The 22236-nt window shown below is 66.8% G+C and carries 17 protein-coding genes; 9 read left to right on the forward strand and 8 right to left on the reverse strand.

Annotated elements, in window-relative coordinates; translation table 11 throughout:
* Window positions 1–12: 12 nt before the first annotated feature.
* Together GIY56_RS11535 and GIY56_RS11540 are read right to left on the reverse strand one after the other, a co-directional pair.
* Window positions 13–1353: an NAD(P)/FAD-dependent oxidoreductase gene (locus tag GIY56_RS11535; RefSeq protein WP_154765002.1), complete on the reverse strand. Its 1341-nt coding sequence runs from the start codon at window positions 1351–1353 to the stop codon at window positions 13–15.
* Window positions 1353–3185: an ABC transporter ATP-binding protein gene (locus GIY56_RS11540; protein ID WP_196053613.1), complete on the reverse strand. Its 1833-nt coding sequence runs from the start codon at window positions 3183–3185 to the stop codon at window positions 1353–1355. The genes GIY56_RS11535 and GIY56_RS11540 overlap by 1 nt, the downstream gene beginning before the upstream one ends.
* A gap of 258 nt (window positions 3186–3443) precedes the next feature.
* On the opposite strand from GIY56_RS11540, the gene GIY56_RS11545 reads away from it, so the two are divergent.
* The 8 genes from GIY56_RS11545 to GIY56_RS11580 all read left to right on the forward strand — a co-directional run bounded on the left by GIY56_RS11545 (window position 3444) and on the right by GIY56_RS11580 (window position 13893).
* Window positions 3444–5144, forward strand: coding sequence for a peptide ABC transporter substrate-binding protein (locus GIY56_RS11545; RefSeq protein WP_154765003.1), 1701 nt, complete (start codon window positions 3444–3446; stop codon window positions 5142–5144).
* A gap of 97 nt (window positions 5145–5241) precedes the next feature.
* Window positions 5242–6249 carry an ABC transporter permease gene (locus tag GIY56_RS11550; RefSeq protein ID WP_154765004.1) on the forward strand — a complete coding sequence of 336 codons (1008 nt, stop codon included), beginning with the start codon at window positions 5242–5244 and terminating at the stop codon, window positions 6247–6249.
* The gene (locus GIY56_RS11555; protein WP_154765005.1) at window positions 6242–7234 is read left to right on the forward strand and encodes an ABC transporter permease; all 993 of its coding nucleotides are present in this window, start codon (window positions 6242–6244) and stop codon (window positions 7232–7234) included. Before GIY56_RS11550 ends, GIY56_RS11555 begins: the two co-directional genes overlap by 8 nt.
* A gap of 60 nt (window positions 7235–7294) precedes the next feature.
* Window positions 7295–9679: an ATP-dependent helicase gene (locus GIY56_RS11560; RefSeq protein WP_154765006.1), complete on the forward strand. Its 2385-nt coding sequence runs from the start codon at window positions 7295–7297 to the stop codon at window positions 9677–9679.
* Between the two features lie 86 nt (window positions 9680–9765).
* Window positions 9766–10047, forward strand: a complete 282-nt coding sequence (locus GIY56_RS11565; protein ID WP_328288523.1) for a hypothetical protein — start codon at window positions 9766–9768, stop codon at window positions 10045–10047.
* A gap of 12 nt (window positions 10048–10059) precedes the next feature.
* Window positions 10060–10620, forward strand: a complete 561-nt coding sequence (locus GIY56_RS11570; RefSeq protein WP_154765007.1) for a DUF1523 family protein — start codon at window positions 10060–10062, stop codon at window positions 10618–10620.
* On the forward strand, window positions 10617–11558 hold the full coding sequence (deoC, locus tag GIY56_RS11575; protein ID WP_154765008.1) for a deoxyribose-phosphate aldolase: 942 nt from the start codon (window positions 10617–10619) through the stop codon (window positions 11556–11558). The genes GIY56_RS11570 and deoC overlap by 4 nt, the downstream gene beginning before the upstream one ends.
* A gap of 7 nt (window positions 11559–11565) precedes the next feature.
* Window positions 11566–13893: an aldehyde dehydrogenase family protein gene (locus GIY56_RS11580; RefSeq protein WP_154765009.1), complete on the forward strand. Its 2328-nt coding sequence runs from the start codon at window positions 11566–11568 to the stop codon at window positions 13891–13893.
* A 146-nt stretch (window positions 13894–14039) separates the two neighbouring features.
* On the opposite strand, the gene folE2 is transcribed toward GIY56_RS11580, so the two are convergent.
* Window positions 14040–15002, reverse strand: coding sequence for a GTP cyclohydrolase FolE2 (gene folE2 / locus GIY56_RS11585; RefSeq protein WP_154765010.1), 963 nt, complete (start codon window positions 15000–15002; stop codon window positions 14040–14042).
* A 92-nt stretch (window positions 15003–15094) separates the two neighbouring features.
* Window positions 15095–16282, reverse strand: coding sequence for an O-succinylhomoserine sulfhydrylase (gene metZ, locus GIY56_RS11590; RefSeq protein ID WP_154765011.1), 1188 nt, complete (start codon window positions 16280–16282; stop codon window positions 15095–15097).
* A 310-nt stretch (window positions 16283–16592) separates the two neighbouring features.
* On the opposite strand from metZ, the gene GIY56_RS11595 reads away from it, so the two are divergent.
* Window positions 16593–16808 carry a hypothetical protein gene (locus tag GIY56_RS11595; RefSeq protein ID WP_154765012.1) on the forward strand — a complete coding sequence of 72 codons (216 nt, stop codon included), beginning with the start codon at window positions 16593–16595 and terminating at the stop codon, window positions 16806–16808.
* Window positions 16809–16917: 109 nt separating this feature from the next.
* Here the strand turns inward: GIY56_RS11595 and GIY56_RS11600 are convergent, their stop codons facing one another.
* The 4 genes from GIY56_RS11600 to GIY56_RS11615 form a co-directional block, all read right to left on the reverse strand.
* The gene (locus GIY56_RS11600; protein ID WP_154765013.1) at window positions 16918–18243 is read right to left on the reverse strand and encodes a sigma-54-dependent transcriptional regulator; all 1326 of its coding nucleotides are present in this window, start codon (window positions 18241–18243) and stop codon (window positions 16918–16920) included.
* A gap of 23 nt (window positions 18244–18266) precedes the next feature.
* Window positions 18267–19931 carry a sensor histidine kinase gene (locus GIY56_RS11605; protein ID WP_154765086.1) on the reverse strand — a complete coding sequence of 555 codons (1665 nt, stop codon included), beginning with the start codon at window positions 19929–19931 and terminating at the stop codon, window positions 18267–18269.
* 192 nt (window positions 19932–20123) lie between these two features.
* Complete coding sequence (purQ, locus tag GIY56_RS11610; RefSeq protein ID WP_154765087.1) at window positions 20124–20792, reverse strand: phosphoribosylformylglycinamidine synthase subunit PurQ; 669 nt, start codon at window positions 20790–20792, stop codon at window positions 20124–20126.
* Between the two features lie 206 nt (window positions 20793–20998).
* Window positions 20999–22210: an NADP-dependent isocitrate dehydrogenase gene (locus tag GIY56_RS11615; protein ID WP_154765014.1), complete on the reverse strand. Its 1212-nt coding sequence runs from the start codon at window positions 22208–22210 to the stop codon at window positions 20999–21001.
* Window positions 22211–22236: the final 26 nt, after the last annotated feature.

Here is a 22236-nt window from a genome sequence, read left to right on the forward strand (position 1 = left end):
CACCCGCTGCGGTCAAAGATCGGGTCCAAGCGTGACCGGCGATCCGTCCGAGAACCGGCCATACCGGAAGCGCGTCAGGTCGTGCCCGGGATCGCGGCCCTGGATCAGGCACGACATGACATGGCCCACGCCCGGCCCGATGCCGAAGCCGTGGCCCGACAGGCCCGTGGCGATGAAGAAACCGGGGATCGCGCTTTCGTCCAGCACCGGCACCTGGTCGGGCGTGGTGTCGATCATCCCCGCCCAGGCGGCGCGCAGCGGGGGCGCGCCGATCTGCGGAAAGGCCGTGGCGAAATCGGCTTGCAGCTTTTTCAGGCGGCGGGGGTTCGGGGACGGGTTCAGGACGCGCATCGCCTCGAAGGGCGTGGGCCTGTCCGCGCGCCAGCGGCGCGGGGTGCGCCAGCCGTCGGGATAGCCTGCGGGGGCGGTGCCTTGCAGGCGGGTTTGCGACAGGTCGCGGCGGATCATCGGCAGATAGGCGCGCAGGTGACGCAAGGCCGACGGGCCGATCCAGAAGTCGTGGCCGGTGCCGGGCGCCAGCGTATAGCCGCCATCCGCGCGGCGGCGGAAGGCAAAGTCGGGGTCGGTGGCGGCGCCTGGCCAGATCTCCGGCAGGGGTTCCGTCGCGGCCACCGTGGCGCGGACGGAAAGCTGCGGCAGATGCAGCCCGGCATTGGCGGCGAAAAGGCCGGACCAGGCGCCGCCCGCCAGCAGCACGCGGTCGGCACGGACCGGGCCGTCCTCGGTCACGACGCTGCTGACGCGGCCCCCTTGCGTCTCGATGGCGCGGACGGCGCAATGTTCGCGGATCACCACGCCTTCGCTGGCCGCCAGCCGGGCAATGGCGGGGACGGCTGTTGCGGGTTCGGCGCGCATGTCCGATGGGGTCTGCAAGGCCCCCGCCCAACCCGCCTTGTGCGGCAGCGCCCGCGCCAGGGCCTCGCGCCCCAGGATGCGGCTGTCGAGGCCATGCCTTTGCGCGACCGCCAGCCAGTTTTCGTATCGTGCCAGTGTCGCCTCGTCGCGCGCCAGATAGCTGACGCCGCAGGTGGCCAAGCCCAGCACGTCGCCCAGGTCCTGCACCAGGCCCTGCCACAACCGGCGGGCGGTCAGCATCACGGGGATCTCGGCCTCGTCCCGGCCCTGGGCGCGGACCCAACCCCAGTTGCGGCTGGATTGCTCGGCGGCGACCAACCCTTTCTCGCACAGCACGACCGACAACCCGTCGCGGGCGAGGTAAAGCGCCGTCGTGACACCGGCGATGCCGCCGCCGATCACCACGGCGTCGGCGGCGTCGGGCAAGGGGGCGCGGAATTGCGGGGCGGCACCGGCCGCGATGGGCGGGCCTTGCATCAGTGATGCGTCGCCGGTTCGACCAGAACCTTGTGGCCTGGCGCGACCTCTCGGTAAACCGAGGGCACCGCCTTGTAATCCACCGGATGCATCGGCGAGGGGATCGGCTTGAACTTCAGATCCTCGCTGATCTTCTTCTGGCGCGGATCGGCCACGGGCACGGCGGCCATCAGCTGCCGGGTATAGTTATGCTGCGGGTTCTCGAAGACCTGTTGACGCGTGCCCATTTCGACGATGCGGCCCAGATACATCACGCCGACATGGTGGCTGACGCGTTCGACCACGGCCATGTCGTGGCTGATGAACAGCATGGAAATGCCCAGGTCCGCCTGCAATTCCATCAGCAGGTTCAGGACCTGCGCCTGGACCGACACGTCCAGCGCCGACACCGCCTCGTCCGCGATGATCAGCTTGGGGTTCAGGGCCAGGGCGCGGGCGATGGCGATGCGCTGGCGCTGGCCGCCCGACATCTCGTGCGGATAGCGGCGCATGAAGCTGCGGGGCAGTTCCACCCGGTCGAACAGCGCGGCGATGCGGTCGCGGCGTTCCGACCGGCTGCCGATGCCGAAATTCTCCATCGGCTCGGCCACCTGGTCGTAGAGCTTCATGTGCGGATCGAGGCTCGCGAAGGGATCCTGGAAGATCATCTGCATGTCGCGGCGCGCGCGGCGCAAGTCGCGCGGGGACAGGGCCAGAATGTCGGTGCCGCCCAAGTCCACCTTGCCGGATTCGGGTTCCACCAGCCGCAGGATCGACCGTCCGCAGGTCGATTTCCCGCAGCCGGATTCGCCCACCAGCGACAGGGTTTCGCCCGCGTTGATGGTGAAGCTGACATCCTCGACCGCGTGGACGCGCGCGACGGTGCGGCGCAGCAGCCCGCCCTTGACGGCGAAGCGCGTGGTCAGGTTTTGCACCGTCAGCAGGGGCTTGGGGTCGGCGACGATGATGGGTTCGGGCGCGCTGACCGTGCCGTCGCGCATCAGGCGCATCCGTTCGGGGGCGGGCTTGCCGGTCATCTCGCCCAGGCGGGGGACGGCGGCCAGCAGCATCTTGGTGTAATCCTCGCGCGGGTTTTCAAAAACCTCGGTCACGGGGCCTTCCTCGACCTTCTCGCCGCGATACATCACCACCACGCGGTCGGCCATCTGCGCCACCACGGCCATGTCATGCGTGATGAACAGCACCGCGATCCGCTTTTCGCGCTTCAGCCGGTCGATCAGGGCGAGGATCTCGGCCTGGATGGTCACGTCCAGCGCGGTGGTGGGTTCGTCGCAGATCAGCAGGCGCGGCTCGCAGGCCATGGCGATGGCGATCACCACGCGCTGGCGCATCCCGCCCGACAGTTCGTGCGGATACTGGTCCAGGCGGCGTTCGGGTTCGGGGATGCGGACCTGGCGCAGGATCTCCAGCGCCCGCGCCCTTGCCTGGGCCTTGGTCAGGCCGCGATGGACCATCAGCCCCTCGGTCAGCTGGTCGCCCACGGTGAAGACCGGGTTCAGCGCGGTCATGGGTTCCTGGAAGATCATGCCGATCCGGTTGCCGCGGATGTCGCGCATGGCGGGGGACGACTGCTGCGCAAGGTCGATGGTCCGACCGTCGCCCGCGTCGAACATCAGCCGCCCGCCCGCGATGGTGCCGCCGCCGAATTCGACCAGCCGCATCAAGGACAGCGAGCTGACCGACTTGCCCGACCCGGATTCGCCAACCACGCAGACGCATTCGCCCGGGTTGATGGAAAAGCTGACATCCTTGACGCCCACGACGACGCCATCGCCCGTCTCGAACTCGACCCGGAGTTTCTCAATGGAAACAAGCGGCTTGTCATCCAGCATCACGCGGCCCCCGGCATTGCCTTTCGCGAAGGCTAGCGGTCATGCCCGAAATGTCAAAGCCGAAAGAACCGGCAGGACGTTGCGTGATAAGGCTTGCTTTCCAAAGGGGCTTCGATTGAAACTGACCCCATTCCGCGGATCGGCGGGACCGGCACGCCACCCGGAGGAACCGGGTGAATCAAGGACATAAGCCTGCAAAGGGCACCAAGCCGTTCCGGATCGCCGCTTGCGGTCTGACACTTCCGACAGGAGAGATCGATGAAGCTGAAGACACTGCTGATGAGCGCGGCCGCCACCCTGGCCCTGGCGCCCGCCGCGATGGCCGAACGGGGCAGCGACGGCGCGCTGAACATCATCATGTGGCAAGCGCCCTCCACGATGAACCCCTATCTTTCGGGCGGCACCAAGGAACTGATCGCCTCCTCCATGGTGCTGGAGCCGCTGGCCAGCATGACCCCCGAGGGCGAGCATGTCCCGCGCCTGGCCGCCGAAATCCCGACGCTGGAAAACGGCGGCATCGCCGAGGATCTGAAATCGGTCACCTGGAAGCTGCAGGACGGGCTGAAATGGTCGGACGGCACGCCCGTCACGGCGGCCGACGTGGTGTTTTCCGGCCAGTACTGCATGGACCCCGAGGGCGGCTGCTCGCAGCTGGCCAAGTTCGAGGGCATCGACAGGATCGAGGCGGTCGATGACCTGACCGTCAGGATCACCTTCAAGGAGGCGATGCCCGATCCCTATTCGGCCTTTGTCGGCTCGAACACGCCGATCATCCAGAAGGCGCAGTTCGAAAACTGCCTGGGCGCCAATGCGCCGACCTGCACGGACCAGAACTTCAACCCGATCGGCACCGGTCCCTTCCGCGTCACGCGGTTCCTGACCAACGACGTGATCACCTTCGAGGCGAACCCGGAATACCGCGATCCGATGAAGCCCGCCTTCGCGACCGCGACCATCAAGGGCGGCGGCGACGCGGCGGCGGCGGCCCGCGCGGTGCTGGAAACCGGCGAATACGATTACGCCTGGAACACCCAGCTTGCCCCCGACGTGATCGCCGGGATGGAGGCCATGGGCAAGGGCAAGGTCAGCGCCGCCTTCGGCAGCCTGGTCGAGCGGATCCACGTCAACCTGACCGACCCGTCCCCGTCCCATCCCGAGGGCGAGCGTTCGACCAGGGCACACCCGCATCCGTTCCTGTCCGACCCGGCGGTGCGCCAGGCGCTGTCGATGGCCATCGACCGCACGCTGCTGGCGGAAATCGGCTATGGTGCGGCGGGCCAGCCCACCTGCAACTATGTCCCCGCGCCGGAAGCCTGGGCCTCGCCCAACACGGACTGCCTGACCCAGGACATCGAGGGCGCCAAGGCGCTGCTGGACGGGGCCGGCTGGACCGTCGGCGGCAGCGGCGTGCGCGAAAAGGACGGGGTGCCGTTGAAGATGGTCTTCCAGACCTCGGTCAACGCGGTGCGCCAGGACTTCCAGGCGCTGATCAAGCAGTGGTGGTCGGAAATCGGGATCGAGACGGAACTGAAGACCGTCGATGCCTCGGTCTTCTTCGGGTCGGATCCCGGTTCGCCCGACACGCTGCAGAAATTCTATGCCGACGTGCAGATGTATGCCGACAACTTCGAGGGCGGCAACCCCGCGCCCTATCTGGCGAAATGGACCTGCGACAAGGCGCCCGGTCCCGACAACCAGTGGCAGGGCGAAAACATCAGCCGCTATTGCGACCCGGCCTTTGACGCGATGATGGTGGAACTGTCCAGGACCGTCGATCCGGCGGAACGCGGCAAGATCGGCCAGAAGCTGAACGAGATGCTGACCCGCGAAAGCAACGCGATCATCCCGCTGATCTATCGCGGCACGGCCTCGGCCCATTCCAACACCCTGGGCGGCGTCCAGATCAACGCCTGGGATTCCGAACTGTGGAACGTGGCCGACTGGACCCGCGTCCAGTGATCCCGCCCGGCCCCGCGATCCGTCGCGGGGCCGGCACCCTGCCGGTTCATCGACACGTGGTGCCGCGCCGAACGAAGCGCCCTGACCGAGGCTTGCGATGCTGACATTCACCATCCGGCGCCTGCTGCTGGCGATCCCGACGCTGCTGTTCATATCCCTGGTGATCTTCCTGCTGCTGGAGGCCTCGCCCGGCGACCCCCTGGGCGACGTGCCCCTGACCGTCCCGCCCGAGGTCAAGGAACGGATGCGCGAGGCGCTTGGCCTGGGTCAGGCCTGGTACATCCGCTATGTCCTGTGGCTGAAGCAGTTCTTCTGGGTGGAGCCGCTGTATTGGTTCGACGGCGTCTTCGGCACGCAGTTCAGTTCGGGCATGCAGCGCATCATCAGCTTCCAGTCGCGCAGCCCGGTTTTCGACGTGATCGCGCAGCGGGTGCCGCAGACGCTGACGGTGGTGGGGTTCAGCTATCTGCTGGGCGTGCTGATCGCGCTGCCCATCGGCATCCTGTCGGCCTACAAGCAGTATTCCTGGTTCGACCAGCTGGGCACCTTCGTGTCGATGATCGGCTTTTCGATGCCGACGTTCTTTACCGGGGTCGTGCTGATCATCATCTTCGGGGTGAAGCTGCAATGGTTCCCGTCCGTCTATGACACCACGCTGGAGGTGCGGGACTGGAACAGCTTCTGGGCGCAGGTGCGGCAGATGGTCATGCCGGTGACGGTGCTGGCCTTGTACAACGCCGCCCAGATCAGCCGCTTCATGCGCGCCTCCATGCTGGACAACCTGGGCCAGGATTACGTCCGCACCGCGCGGGCCAAGGGGCTGTCGGAACGGACCGTGGTGCTGAAGCACGTCTTGCGCAACAGCCTGATCCCGGTCATCACGGTCATCGCGCTTGGCCTGCCTGCCGTCTTCGGCGGCGCGATCATCACGGAACAGGTGTTCAAGGTGAACGGCTTGGGCCAGTTGCTGATCACCGCCATCCACGGCAACGACATCCCCATGGTGCTGACGCTGACCTTCATCTTCGCGATCCTGATCGTGCTGTTCACCCTGATTGCCGACATCCTCTACGGCATCCTTGACCCGAGGATCCGCTATGACTGACCCCGACCGCCAGCAAGATTTGTCCGTGGCCGAAAGGGTGGACGCCACGGCGGCCCAGGCCGGAGCGGTCGCGGGCCTGCCGCCCGACGATCCCCACCACGCGGGCGAGACGCGCAGCCAATGGCGCGACATCTGGCGCCAGTTCCGCAGCCACAAGGGCGCCATGGTGGCCCTGGTGCTGTTCGTGGGCACCATCCTGTTCGTGACCGTCGGGCCTTACATCTGGACCATCGACCCGACCTATGTGGACATCCGCGCCCGCAATTCCGGCTTTTCCGCTACCCATCCGCTGGGCACCGACCAGTTGGGCCGCGACATGCTGGCCCGGCTGATGGCGGGGGGCCGGGTGTCCATCGCCGTGGGCCTGACCGCCATGATCATCGCGATCACCCTGGGCAGCCTGATCGGCCTCGTGTCGGGCTATTTCCGGCGGATGGACGCGCCCTTGATGCGGCTGACCGAACTGTTCCTGGCCCTGCCGCTCCTGCCCCTGCTGCTGCTGATGGTGACGCTGTTCCGCGAGCCGCTGTCGCAATCCTTCGGCCCGGCCATGGGCACCTTCATCCTGATCGTGTCGGCCATCGGCGCGACAAGCTGGATGCAGGCCGCCCGCATCGTGCGCGGCGACGTGCTGGGCCTGAAGGAGCGGGAGTTCATCCTGGCCGCCCGATCCATTGGCACGCCCGCGCACCGGATGATCCTGCGCCACGTGCTGCCCAACGTCCTGTCGCCCATCATGGTCGCGGCCACCCTGGGCATCGCCACGGCGATCATCACGGAAAGCGCGCTCAGCTTCCTGGGGCTTGGCTTTCCGCCCGATTTCCCGACCTGGGGGCGGCTGCTTTACGACGCGGTGGACCAGATGATCATGTATCCGTGGCGGGTGATCCTGCCGGGGCTGTTCATCTCGCTGACGGTGCTGTGCGTCAACTACATCGGCGACGGGCTGCGCGACGCGATGGATCCGCGGATCCGGGGGCGGTAAGGACGAACGAAGCCGGAACACGGGCTTTCCATGGCCCGCGCTTGCGCCTATGTTGGGCGGATGGAGCTTCTTGACGATTCCGATAACGGCGATGCCGTGCCGCTGTCCCGCCGCGCGATGGCCGCGCGGCCCGCGCCTTCTGCCGCCTATCTGGACGGGCTGAACCCGGCGCAGCGGGCGGCGGTGGAAACGCTGGACGGCCCGGTGCTGATGCTGGCCGGGGCGGGCACGGGCAAGACGCGGGCGCTGACCACGCGGATCGCGCATCTGCTGATGCTGGGCAAGGCCCGGCCGGGGCAAATCCTCGCCGTGACCTTCACCAACAAGGCCGCCCGCGAGATGAAGAACCGCATCGCCCGCCTGTTGGGCGAAACGGTCGAAGGGATGCCCTGGCTGGGCACGTTCCACAGCATCAGCGTCAAGATCCTGCGCCGCCACGCCGAACTGGTCGGCAATGGCGACGTGCACCTGAAACCCAGCTTCACCATCCTGGACACCGACGACCAGATCCGGCTGCTGAAGCAGTTGATCCAGGCCGAGAACCTGGACGAGAAACGCTGGCCCGCCCGCCAGCTGGCGGGCCTGATCGACGGCTGGAAGAACCGCTGCCTGACGCCTGCCAAGCTGCCAAAGGGGGAAATGACCACCTTCGACGGCTGGGGCGGCAAGCTTTACAAGGCGTATCAGGACCGGCTGCTGACGCTGAACGCGGTCGATTTCGGCGACCTGCTGATGCATTGCGTGACGCTGTTCCAGGCGCACCCTGACGTGCTGCGCGGCTGGCAGGATCGGTTCCGCTATATCCTGGTGGACGAATACCAGGACACCAACGTAGCCCAATACATGTGGCTGCGGCTGCTGGCGCAGGGGCATCGCAACATCTGCTGCGTGGGCGACGACGACCAGTCGATCTATGGCTGGCGCGGGGCCGAGGTCGGCAACATCCTGCGGTTCGAGACTGACTTCCCCGGCGCGCAGGTGATCCGGCTGGAACAGAACTACCGCTCGACCCCGCAGATCCTGGCCGCCGCGTCCGGCCTGATCGCAGCCAACCAGGGCCGGCTGGGCAAGACCCTGTGGACCGACGCCGAGGCGGGAGAACCCGTGCGCCTGATCGGCCATTGGGACAGCGAGGCCGAAGCCCGCTGGATCGGAGAGGAGATCGAGGCCTTCCATGGCGGCCACCGCGCCAGCGTCGGCCGCACCAGCCTGAACGACATCGCCATCCTGGTCCGCGCGTCCCACCAGATGCGCGCGTTCGAGGATCGCTTCATGTCGATCGGCCTGCCTTACCGCGTGATCGGCGGCCCGCGCTTTTATGAACGGCAGGAAATCCGCGACGCGATGGCCTATTTCCGGCTGGCCGTCAGCCCCGCCGACGACCTGGCCTTCGAGCGCATCGCCAACACCCCCAAGCGCGGCTTGGGCGAGAAGGGCTTGCAGGCCATTCAATCCATGGCGCGGGCGCGGGGCATCTCGCTGCTGGAGGGCACGGTGGCGGCGCTGACCGCGGGCGACCTGTCGGGCAAGGCCGCGGCCAACATGCGCCAGTTCGCGGAAAGCATGGGCCGGTGGCACGCCGACGCCCTGGACGACCGCGTCAACCATGTCGAACTGGCCGAGCGGATCCTGGACGAATCCGGCTATACCGCCATGTGGCAGGCCGACAAGTCGCCCGACGCGCCGGGGCGGCTGGACAACCTCAAGGAACTGGTCAAGGCGCTGGAGGAGTTCGAGAACCTTCAGGGCTTCCTGGAGCATGTGGCCCTGGTCATGGACCGCGACGACGGGGACGCCGCCGAGCAGGTCAGCATCATGACGCTGCACGCCGCCAAGGGCCTGGAATTCCCGGTGGTCTTCCTGCCGGGGTGGGAGGATGGATTGTTCCCCAGCCAGCGCGCCATGGACGAGAACGGCACCAAGGGGTTGGAGGAGGAACGCCGCCTGGCCTATGTCGGCATCACCCGCGCCGAACGGCTGGCGACGATCAGCTTCGCGGGCAACCGGCGGCTTTACGGGCAATGGCAAAGTTCGATGCCCTCGCGCTTCGTGGACGAGCTGCCGCCCGAGCATGTCGAGGTTCTGACCCCGCCCGGCCTTTACGGCGGCGGCTATGGCGCCGCGATGGCCTTCGCGGCGGGCGGGCCGGTCAACGCGCTGCACGAACGCGCGGCCAAGGCGGATGTCTATAACTCGCCCGGCTGGAAGCGGATGCAGTCGCGGGCCAGCGAACGCAAGGCGCCGGTCCATCGCGCGCCGATCATCATCGACGCCGAACCCGCGGCCAAGTTCACCGTGGGCGACCGCGTGAGCCACGCCAAGTTCGGCGAAGGCACGATCATGGGCATCGCCGACGATACGCTGACTGTCCAGTTCGCGGCGGGCTTCAAGAACATCAAGGCGGCCTATGTGCAGCCCCTGGGCGGGGATGACGTGCCGTTCTAAGAGGGCCGCTCCAAGAACGGCCGTTCTGACCGCTGGTCCCCTGCCCGGCACGGTGCTAGCTTGCGGGCAAACCATCGGGACCGTCTGTGGCCGCCTTCATCCGCCTGATCCTGTTCCTGCTGATCGCCGAGACGCTGTTCTACCTGCTGCTGCGGGTCTATCTGCGATCCCTGCGGACCGAGCGGCTGGAGGAGATCTGGGACACCCGCCATCCCGCCCAGGCCGGGAACACCCCCGCCCGGCGCGCGTTCGTCCGCAGGTCCATGACCGGGTTCGACAAGACGCTGCGGTCGCGGCTGTTGCTTCTGGTCTTCGTTCTGCCCAATCTGGCGGTCATGGGCATCATTTACTGGATCAACTGGCAATAAGGACCGCTTTCCATGCATTATCTCAAGGTCGCGGTCGGCGTGCTGTTCGGCGTGGCATTGTTCCTGTTCCTGGACTACGCGCTGCCGTCCAAGAACACGGTGCGGATCACCAACACCTATAACCGCCTGACCTCGGTCACGGCGTCCAACGCGATCTTCTATGCGTCCGACAACACCGGCACGGTGGAAAACGCGGCCGGCCAGCGCGACGTGCGCTTCATCGAAGCGGTGCGCCCGAACGGCAAGGTCTTCGTTTACCGCAACGAGGACACCGGCTGGATCTGGCCGCCCTATTTCAAATACGACAGCGCCAACCTGCAGGCCGAGGCGACGAACCTGCGGTCGGACCGCAACAACCCGCAATGGGTCAGCGTCACCGCCTATGGCTGGCGTCTGCCCTGGCTGTCCACCTATCCCAACGCCGTCAGCATCGACACCTTGGCCAGCCCGGACGAACGGCCGCGCAACTGGGCGGCAAGCATCGTCTGCATCGTGCTGTTGGCGCTGCTGGCGCTGTTCTGGCGGATGTGGGCGCAGTTCCGCGAACGCGGCTTCGGGCGGCGCAAGGCATGACCCGCAATCCCGGCACCGCCCTGCGCACCGATTGGTTCGCGGACATCCGCATCAACACCCCCGCCGTCGAACGCCGGGCGGCCACCCTGCCCGCCCGGCGCAGCCTGAAGAAGGATCACCAGGCGGCATGGCTGCTGAACGCGGTGCGCTGCATCGACCTGACCACGCTTGCGGGCGATGACACGCCCGACCGCGTGGCGCGGCTGTGCGCCAAGGCCCGCCAGCCTATTGCCGCCGACCTGCTGGAGGCGATGGGCGTCACCGGCCTGACCACCGGCGCGGTCTGCGTTTATCCGACCATGGTGGCGCCCGCCAAGCGCGCGCTCGGCAATTCCGGCATCCCCGTCGCCAGCGTCGCCACTGGGTTTCCGGCCGGGTTGATGCCCCTGAACCTGCGCCTGGCCGAGATCCTTTACGCCGTCGAGCATGGCGCGGACGAGATCGACATCGTCATCACCCGCGCCCATGTGCTGCGGGGGGAATGGTCGGCGCTTTACGACGAGTTGCGCGCCATGCGCGAGGCCTGCGGGGACGCCAAGATGAAGGCGATCCTGGCGACGGGTGACCTGAAATCCTTGGAGAACGTGGCGAAGGCCAGCCATGTCGCCATGCAGGCGGGGGCGGACTGGATCAAGACCTCGACCGGGAAGGAAGGTGTCAACGCCACCCTGCCCGTGTCGCTGGTCATGTGCCGGGCGATCCGCGATTATCGCGACCGGACGGGCCATGCCGTGGGCTTCAAGCCCGCCGGGGGCCTGCGCACCGCCAAGGACGCGCTGGCTTGGCAGGTGCTGATGGCCGAGGAGTTGGGCCGCGACTGGCTGCGCCCGGACCTGTTCCGCATTGGCGCCTCCAGCCTGCTGGGCGACATCGAGCGCCAGATCAGCCACCACGTGACGGGCCGCTATGCCGCCGGTTACCGCCAAGCGATTGCCTGAGGACCGCATGACCAGCGTGAGCGAATTGATGGAAACGATGGAATACGGCCCCTCGGTCGAGGACAGCGCAGCCGCACGCGACTGGCTGGCGCGGCGCGGGGCCTTCGGGCATTTCATCGGCGGGGTCTTCACCGAACCCGGCGCGCTGTTCGACACGCGCGATCCGGCGACGGGCGAGGTTCTGGCGCAAGTGACGCAGGGCACGGCGGAGGACGTGGCGGCGGCGGTCGCGGCGGCGCGTCAGGCGCAGCCCGGATGGGCGGCGCTGTCAGGGACGCAGCGGGCGCGGTATCTTTATGCCCTCGCCCGCCATGTGCAGAAACGCGAACGCTTCCTGTCGGTGCTGGAAACGCTGGACAACGGCAAGCCGATCCGGGAATCGCGCGACATCGACGTGCCGCTGGTCGCGCGGCATTTTTATCATCATGCAGGCTGGGCGGAACTGCGCGACAGCACGCTGCCGGGGCATCAGCCGATTGGCGTCTGCGGCCAGATCATCCCATGGAACTTTCCGCTGCTGATGCTGGCCTGGAAGATCGCCCCTGCCTTGGCGGCGGGGAATACGGTGGTGCTGAAGCCCGCCGAATACACGCCACTGACAGCCTTGGCCTTCGCCGAAATCTGTCAGGAAATCGGCCTGCCTGCGGGCGTGGTCAACATCGTCACCGGCGACGGCAATACCGGCGCAGCCCTGGTTGCGGCCGAGGTGGACAAGATCGCCTTCACCGGCTCGACCGAAGTCGGTCGCGCCATTGCGGGCCAACTTGCCGGGAGAGGCAAGCGCCTGACGCTGGAACTGGGCGGCAAGTCGCCCTTCGTCGTCATGCCGGATGCCGATCTGGACGCGGCGGTCGAGGGCGTGGTGGATTCGATCTGGTTCAACGGCGGCCAGGTCTGCTGCGCCGGATCGCGGATCCTGGTGGCCGAGGCTGTGGCGGATCGGTTCGAGACGCTGCTGAACGCGCGCATGGCGCGGCTGCGGGTCGGCCCGCCCCTGGACAAGTCCACCGACGTGGGCGCCATCGTCGATCCTGTCCAGAAGGACCGCATCCTGTCGATCTGCAAGGCGGCGACCGATGCCGGGGCGGAACTGGTCGGTGGCGCGCCGGGGGACGGCTGCTTCATCGCGCCGGGCTATCTGCGCAATATCACCCCCGCCAATCCAGGGTTCGAGCAGGAAATCTTCGGTCCCATCGCCACCCTGTCCACCTTCCGCACGGCGGACGAGGCGGTCGAATTGGCGAACAACACGCGCTATGGCCTTGCCGCCTCGGTCTGGTCGGAAAGCGCGGCGGTGGCGACCGATATTGCCGCCCGGATCAAGGCGGGCGTCGTCTGGATCAACTGCGCCAATGTCTTTGACGCTGCTGCGCCCTTCGGCGGCTATCGCGAAAGCGGCTTTGGCCGCGAAGGCGGGCGCACGGGAATGCTGGACTATCTGGCGGAAGCGCCGGTCGATGCGGCGGAAGAACCCGCCCCTGCCGCGCCGGTTTCCGCGACCACCGGCGCAGGCCAACCGGCGGATCTGGACCGCACCGCCAAGCTTTACATCGGCGGCGTGCAGAAGCGGCCCGATGGCGGGGCCAGCTATGCCGTGCCGGGGGGCCTGGCCCCCCTGGGCAGCCGCAAGGATATCCGCAACGCGGTCGAGGCCGCCGCCAAGGCGGGCAAATGGGCGGCCATGGGCGGCCATGCTCGCGCGCAGGTGCTGTATTACATCGCGGAAAACCTGTCCGCCCGCGCCGCCGAGTTCGCCGCCCGCACCAGCGGGGCCGAGGTCGAGGCCGCCATCGCCCGCGCCTTCCACTATGCCGCCTGGGCCGACAAGTTCGACGGCGCGAATGTCCAGGCCAAGCCCGGCCATCTGCTGAACGTGGTGAACGAACCCTATGGCGTCATGGGCATCAGTTGCCCGAACGCGCAGCCCCTGGCCGCGTTCATGTCGCTGGTGATGCCCGCCATCGCCATGGGCAACCGGGTCGTCGTCATCGCCGCGCAGGACGATCCTCTAACGGTCACGGATCTGTATCAGGTCTTCGACACGTCCGACCTGCCCGGCGGCGTGGTCAACATCGTGACCGGCCCGCGCGACGATCTGGCCAAGACACTGGCCGCGCATGACGAGGTCGCGGCGATGTGGATGGTCGGGGGCGACCTGGCGGCGGTGGAACGGGCGGCGGGCGGCAACCTCAAGCCCGTCTGGGCGCCCGCGCATCGCGACTGGACGGGCCGTCCGGCGCAGGGCGAAACCTTCCTGCGCCACGCCACGCAGACCAAGACGATCTGGCTGCCCTATGGCGCGCTGCCCGAGGGAACCGGCAGCGCGGCTTACTGACCGTCAGCAAGGGGGGCTGTCTGCCCCCCACGCGCGTGCCGCGCTCCCCCCGAGGATATTTGAGTGAAGAAGATGGCCGCTTCTTCTTCACTCAAATATCCTCGGGGGGTCCGGGGGGCGAAGCGCCCCCGGCGGCGCTGGACAATCTAGGCGCGCAAGCCCGCGAAGGTCATCGGGTCGAGCGAGGCCTGCGCGAAGGTCGGGCCGCTGGTCATCAGGCTGACGGCATCATGCGAATGCAGCGATTCCTGGTGGCTGGCCACCACCCGGAAATCGCCGAAGCGCGGATCGGTCAGCAGTTCCCCGGTGAAGGCGCGCACCGCATCCTCGACAAAGATCGGGTTGGCGGCGTTGAGTTCGGCAAAGGCCTGCTCGTCCTCTCGCTTGACCATCACCTGCGTCTCGGTCGGCACGGCACGGCGGCAGAGTTCGACCATGTCCTCGAACCAGATCTTGTCCGGCCCCAGCATCACCGCCGAGATCCGGGCGATGGACCGTTGCGAATGAGGGGTTGCCAGGCGCGACCGGGTTTCGCGGGCATGTTCCGACAGCTCCAGCGAACAGGGGCAGGTCGAGGAATAGACGTAATCGAAATGCATGATCCGCAGGCGCTGGCCGTGGAAATCCAGGACCTCCATCGCGATGTCGTAATACTGCCAGCCGGACAGGCCGGACCGCAGCGAATCGACGCGGATCGGATAGGAGAACTTCATCTGGATGCGCGCGTCATAGGCATCCAGATCGGCCTGGTAATCGTCCAGGGCGGCCTCCAGCACCTTGAGGCTGAAGGCGTGTTCGGAATGGGCATAGAAGGACCGCATGATCCGGGACATGTTGATGCCCTTGCGGTCGGCCTCCAGGCTGACGGTGCCGGTGACGCTGGTTTCCAACGTCAGTTCCCCGCCGTCGCGGGTCTGGTAGCGGATCGGCAGGCGGAAGTTCGAGATCCCCACATGCTGGATCGGCGCGCGCGCGCCCACGATCAGGCTGGCCGGGCCGTTCTGCAAGTCGGGAAGCCCGGCCTTGTAGGCGTCGTCCACCCGGAAGCCCGCGTCGTATTTGCGCACGAGGGCCGGATAGGCGGGGATCATCGGGCGGGCTTCGGTCATCGGGGCATCCCTTGTCGGATCGCGGCACAATATGGGGGCCACGGGCAGAAATCCAAAGAACAAATCCGGCAGGCCGGGCCGCTTTCGCGACCTCAGGCGGACAGGGCCTGCATCAGGTCGTTTATCAGATCGCCCGCATCCTCCAGCCCGATCGACAGGCGCAACAGGCCGGGCGTGATGCCCAGATAGGCGCGGTCCCCATCCGACAGGCGCTGGTGCGTGGTCGTGGCGGGATGGGTGACGATGGATTTCGCGTCGCCCAGGTTGTTCGAGATGCGGATGATTTCCAGCCGGTTCAGGGCGGCAAAGGCGGCCTCCTTGCCGCCCGTCACCTCGAAGGCGATCATCGTCCCGCCCGACCCCATGGACCGCATCGCCAGGGCGTGCTGGGGATGATCGGCAAGGCCCGGATAGATCACGCGCGACAGCGCCGGATGGCCCTGCAGCGCCTGCGCGACCGTCAGCGCGGTGTCGGCCTGGGCGCGGACGCGCAGGTCCATCGTGGTCAGGCCGTTCAGCATGATCCAGCTGTGAAACGGGCTGATCGCGCCGCCGGTGTGCTTGAGGTAAGGCTCGGCCACTTCGCGGACGAACTGGCGGGTGCCGCAGATCACGCCCGCCAGCGCACGGCCGCCGCCGTCGATATGCTTGGTCGCGGAATAGACCACCACGTCGGCGCCCAGATCCACGGCGCGGGAAAAGACCGGCGTGGCAAAGACGTTGTCCACCACCACCAACGCGCCGACCTCGTGCGCCAGGCGCGCGACGCCCTCGATGTCGATCACTTCCAGCGTGGGGTTCGACAGGCTTTCAAAGAACACCGCCTTGGTGCCGGGGCGCAGCGCCGCGCGCCACTGGTCCAGGTCGGTGCCATCGACATAGCTGACCTCGACCCCGAATTTCGCCAGCAGGTCCAGCACGTACAGGCAGGATCCGAACAGCGCGCGGGCCGCGACGACGTGGTCGCCGGGCTTGCACATGGAAAACAGCGCGCCGTTCACGGCGGCCATGCCGCTGGCGGTGGCGAAGGCGTCCTCGGTTCCTTCCAGCGCGGCGATGCGGTCCTCGAACATGCGGCTGGTGGGGTTGCCGTAGCGGGCATAGATGAACTCGTCGGGACCGGTGCCCTTGAAGCGGGCCTCGGCCTGTTCGGCGCTGTCGTACACGAAGCCCTGCGTCAGGAAGATCGCCTCGGCCATCTCTCCGTACTGGCTGCGGCGGATGCCGTGGTGGACGGCTTGCGTGCGCGGGTGAAGCCCCTTGGCCGAACTGTCGCTCATGTCCTGATGCCCTCTGCTGTCGCCGTGGGTTAGCGCCCCCGGCATCCTGGCGCAAGGGACAAGGGCAGCGCCGGACGCCCCGGGACAGGCCGGCGCATTTCGCGTTTCGGTTGAAGTCCCTGCAACGCGCGCCCGCCAGCATCTTCGTGATCTTACTGTTTGTCGTTCGCAATCAGCACGTTGCCATCAGGATCACGGTTATTGTCCAAATGGACAGGTTGAGCCGGACTGGCCGCGCCAGTAGGTTGACTGGGCGGTCAAGAAGATCGGATCGCGCAGGATAGGTCGGCCCCCTGGCTGGAATGCGGACATGACGCTGGACTATGCGAACGAATATCCTGATGTCCTGTCCCGGCAATCCGAAAGGGATCATCCTTCCAGCCGCGCCCGTTTCAGGGGGGCGGCTTCGACTGAACGGGACGGCAAGTCCGTTTTTGGTTTGGGCCGCGCATCCTCGGCCGATCCGGTGAACGACCGGCGGACGGATGAGGCGGTCGCGTGTTTGTGCGAGGATTTGCCGGTCTGACCGATCAATTGTTCCGGTCGGTTCCCTTGTGGGCCAAGTCACCAGTTTCGTTTCATGTAACGGCCCGAACAGAAGCATCGGGGGCGGAGAAATCCGCCCCCTGTTGCGTTCACAGGTAATCGCCGCGCTGCAACCCGTACTTGGCCATCTTCTCGTTCAGCGTCCGGCGGGGCAGGCACAATTCCTCCATCACGCTGGCGATGCTGCCCTTGTGGCGGCGCATGGTGTTGTCGATCAGCATCTTCTCGAAGCTTTCGACATATTCCTTCAGCGGCTTGCCCTCGGTCGTGGTGGCCTGCTGGTTGTCCTCGCCATCCGCCATCAGCAGGGACGCGATGGACCCCGACCCGCGCCGGTTCTGCAGCACGGCGCGTTCGGCCACGTTGATCAGCTGGCGGATATTGCCGGGCCAGGGGGCCTGCAACAGTTGGGCTGCTTCCTGGGCCGAAACCTGCGGCGGCTCGCAGCCGTATTCCTCGGAAAACTGCTCGGTCATGCGGGTGAACAGCGACAGGATATCCTCGCCCCGGGCGCGCAGCGGCGGCAGGGTGATCTTCAGCGCGGACAGGCGATAGAACAGGTCGGGGCGCAGCGAATCCTCGGCCCGGCGGCCTTCGCCCCGCGCGTTGGAAATGGCGATGATCCGGGTTTCGGCCGGCGTTCCCTGGTCGCTGATGAAGGCCAGCAGGCGGGCTTGCAAGGGTTCGGACAGCGCCTCGATGTCCTCCAGGCACAGGGTGCCGCCGCGCGCCTCCTCGACCGCCGGGATGCCGTCTTCCACGGGGCCGAACAGGCGGGCCGACAGCGCGTCGTCGCTGTAGGCCGCGCAGGACACCGGCACGAATTTCCGGGACGCGCGGGGACCGACGGCGTGCAGGGCATGGGCCACCAGCGTCTTGCCGGTGCCGGTTTCGCCGTCGATCAGGACGTGCCCGTCGGCCTGGCCCAGATCCAGGATGTCCTCGCGCAGGCGTTCCATGACGGGGCTTGTGCCGATCAGCTTGGACATGACCTGCTGGCCTTCGGAGAGATCCCGGCGCAGGGCGCGGTTGTCCAGCGTCATCCGCCGCATCTGCGTGGCCTTCTTGGCCAACGCCGTCATCTTGTCGGGGTTGAAGGGCTTTTCCATGAAGTCCATGGCGCCGATCCGCATCGCCTCGACCGCCATCGGCACGTCGCCGTGCCCGGTGATCAGGATCACGGGCAGGCCCGAATCCAGCCCCATCAGGCGTTTCAGAAAGGCGATGCCGTCCATGCCGGGCATTCGGATGTCGGACACGACGATCCCCGGCCAGTCGGAACCGATGACCTTCAGCGCATCCTCGGCACTGGGATAGGTCTCGGTCTCGAACCCCGACAGGACAAGCCACTGGCTGATGGATTCCCGCATGTCCGGTTCATCATCCACAATCGCAATCTTCAGTTTGCGGGACATCGAAGTCTTCCTTTCTGGAACATTCATTCGGCGGCAAGCGCCTGCGCGGTCTGCCCCGGCCTGTGCAGCGGCAGTTCCACCGCGAAGACGGCTCCGCCCCCGTCTTCGTTATGGGCGGTCAGGCGACCGCCGAAATCGGCCATGATGCTGGACGAGATGGCCAGGCCAAGGCCCGTCCCCTCGCCCGGTTTCTTTGTCGTCCAGAACGGCTCGAACAGCTTTTCCAGATCGGAAATGCCCGGTCCGTTGTCGCGCACCAGCACATGGGCATGGGCGCCGGTTTCCACCGTGATCTCGATGCGCGCGTCGCGGCGGTCACGCACGGCATCGACGGCGTTGCGCAGCAGGTTGATGACGACCTGCTCCAGCCGGATGCGGTCGGCCATCACCATCACCGGGCGGCGCGGCAGGTTGCGGGTCACGCGGATGGTGCGGCCCCGCAGCTGCGGCTCCATCATGGTCAGGGCGCTGCTGACAGCGGCGCGCAGGTCCACGGGTTCCACCGCCTCGCCGCCCTTGCGGGCATAGGATTTCAGCTGCCGGGTGATCGCGCCCATGCGTTCGATCAGGTCGTCGATGCGCTGGAAACTGGACAACGCCTCCTCGGCCCGGCCGCGCTGCAACAACAGCCGCGCCCCCGCCAGATAGGTCTTCATCGCGGCCAAGGGCTGGTTCAACTCGTGGCTGACGCCCGCCGACATCTCGCCCAGGGCGGCCAGCTTGCTGCTTTGCTGCACGGTCTGTTCGGCGACACGCAGTTCCTTCTGCATCCGCTCGCGTTCGGCGATCTCGCGCGTCAGGCGCATGTTCAGGGCGCGCAGGTCGGCCGATTCGCGCATATAGGCGACTGACTGGCTGCGCGCGCGGCGCGACAGGACATAGAAGGTCCCGGCCAGCAGGATGGCGAATCCCATGATCTCCAGCGCCAGGACCGCGTTCACCTGTTCGCGGACGGACGCATAGGTGGTGAAGCTGATCATCCGCCAGCCGCGAAAGGGGATCCGCGCCTCGGCCTGCATCACGGCGCGGCCCTGCACATAGCCGTCGATCGGAAGCGAGGTCCAGTCGGCGGTGACCTGGAAGGCGCGCTGGATGGCCGAGGGGGCGTCGCGGACCGCCAGGGCCTCGGGCATGGTCAGGCCGCGCCAGCGCGGTTCGGTCGCCAGGATGATGATGCCCTCGCTGTCGGTGACGGCCACGGCATCGGAAATGCCCGCCCAGGACCGTTCCAGGCGCGACAGGTCGGCGCCGACGACGATGACCCCCAGGGTCCTGCCATCCGCGACCACGGCGCGGGAATAGGTGAACTCATGCGTGCCGCTGCCCCGGTTGGCCACGGTGAAGACCGTCTCGCTGGAGCGCAGCGCCTCGACATAGAACGGCGCCAGGACGTTGTTCGTGCCAAGCTGGTAACGGTCGGTCGATCCCACCGTCCGCCCCGAGGCATCCAGAAGCCGGATCGAGGCCGCGCCGATTTCCTTCTGGGCGGCGATCAGGCGGGCCGAGGTGGTGGAAAACTCGTTGCTGTTCAGCGACCCGATCAGCGCCGGATCGCGCGCCAGCAGCAAGGGCACCACCGCCGTGCGCTGCAATTCCGACAAGAGGTTGCCGGTGTAAAGCGCCAGCCGCAGTTCCGACCGGACGCGGGTGTTTTCCGAAAACCGCGTGGTCAGCCAGGCATTCGTCATCCAGATCGAGACAATCGCCAATCCGAAGATCAACGCGATGGCGATGCGCAGCCACCACGGATTGCCGGGCTGCGCCAGCCGCGGTCGGATACGCTCTCCCTCGCTGGCGCTGTCCTTGTCCTCGATCACTTATGAAGCCCGGTCCTGTGGCACAACTGCCGCACTCTAGGCCCAGAAGCGCCGACGCTCAAGTCAGGCGTTGACAACGCCGCTTACGAGCGAGCGGAACAGCGCCGCCCCATCGGTGCCGCCAAGGGCCGGATCGGCCGCGCGTTCGGGATGCGGCATCATGCCCAGCACCCGGCGGTTTTCCGACAGCACGCCCGCGATGTCGCCCACCGAGCCGTTGAGGCCCGGGGCATAGGTGAAGGCGATGCGGTCCCCGTCCTGCAACTGCGCCAGCCCCTGGGGCGTGATCTGGTAGTTGCCGTCGTGATGGGCGACCGGAATGGTGATCCGCTGGCCCTTGGCGTAGCCGGCGGTGAAGTCGCTGTCGGCGGTGACGACATTCAGGACGGCGGGCTTGCACAGGAAGGTCAGCCCGGTGTTGCGCATCAAGGCGCCGGGCAGCAGGCCCAGTTCCGTCAGCACCTGGAAGCCGTTGCAGACGCCCAGCACATGGCCGCCCCGTTCCGCGTGGCGGCGCAGGGCGCCGGCGATGGGCGACTGCGCGGCAATCGCGCCGCAGCGCAGGTAGTCGCCAAAGGAAAAGCCGCCCGGCACGCCCACCAGGTCGGTGCCGTCCGGCAGGGCATCGTCCTTGTGCCAGACGCGCGTGACCTGCGCGCCGGCCTGTTCCAGCGCCACGGCCAGGTCGCGGTCGCAGTTCGATCCGGGAAAGGTGATGACGGCGGCTTTCATCGGCGCAGGCTCCATGTCGCGGGACAGGCAGGCCATAGCGCAAAGCGGCCCCTGTTGAAAGAGGGGGCTTCGCGCCCCCGCCCCCCTGACGGGGGACTCCCCCGCGGAATACTTGGACCAAGGCAAAGCGGCTTTTGCCTTGGCCCAAATATCCCCGCCGGAGGCAAGAAAAGGGCCGGGCGAAGGCCCGGCCCGCTTTCCCTGGATCAGTTCAGCGCCTTGTTCAGGTATTCGTCCACCTTTTCCAGATAGCCCATGGTGGTCAGCCATTTCTGGTCCGGTCCCACCAGCAGCGCCAGGTCCTTGGTCATGTGGCCGTCCTCGACCGCCTGGACCGTCACCTTTTCCAGCGTCTGCGCGAAGTTCAGCAGCGCCTGGTTGTCGTCCAACTTGGCGCGGTGCTTCAGCCCGCCCGTCCAGGCAAAGATCGACGCGATCGAGTTGGTCGAGGTCTGGTTGCCCTTCTGGTGTTCGCGGTAATGGCGGGTGACGGTGCCGTGGGCCGCCTCGGCCTCGACCGTCTTGCCGTCGGGCGTCATCAGGACGGAGGTCATCAGGCCCAGCGAGCCGAACCCTTGGGCCACGGTGTCGGACTGCACGTCGCCGTCATAGTTCTTGCAGGCCCAGACATAGCCGCCCGACCATTTCAGGTTCGAGGCTACCATGTCGTCGATCAGCCGGTGTTCATAGGTGATCCCGGCCTTCTTGAACTGGTCGGCGAATTCCGTGTCGAACACCTCCTGGAACACGTCCTTGAAGCGGCCGTCATAGGCTTTCAGGATGGTGTTCTTGGTGGACAGGTACACCGGATAGCCGCGCTGCAGGCCATAGTTCATGGAGGCGCGGGCAAAATCGCGGATCGACTCGTCCAGGTTGTACATGGCCATCGCCACGCCGGACGACGGGGCCTGGAACACCTCGTGCTCGATCGTCTCGCCGTCATCGCCCACGAACTTGATGGTCAGGCGGCCCTTGCCCGGGAAGCGGAAATCGGTGGCCTTGTACTGGTCGCCGAAGGCGTGGCGGCCGACGATCACGGGCTTGGTCCAGTGCGGCACCAGGCGCGGGACGTTCTGGCAGATGATCGGCTCGCGGAAGATCACGCCGCCCAGGATGTTGCGGATGGTGCCGTTGGGCGACTTCCACATCTTCTTCAGGCCGAATTCCTCGACCCGCTGCTCGTCGGGGGTGATGGTCGCGCATTTGACGCCCACGCCGTATCGCTTGATGGCATTGGCCGCGTCGATGGTGACCTGATCCTCGGTGCGGTCGCGCTCCTCGATGCCCAGGTCGTAATACTTCAGATCCACGTCCAGGTAGGGCAGGATCAGCTTTTGCTTGATGAAGTCCCAGATGATCCGGGTCATCTCGTCGCCGTCGAGTTCGACGACGGGGTTATCGACCTTGATCTTCGACATGGGCAGTCCCTTTCGGCGGTGATGTT

The organism is Paracoccus lichenicola (assembly GCF_009708075.1).
Classification (GTDB): Bacteria; Pseudomonadota; Alphaproteobacteria; order Rhodobacterales; family Rhodobacteraceae; genus Paracoccus; species Paracoccus lichenicola.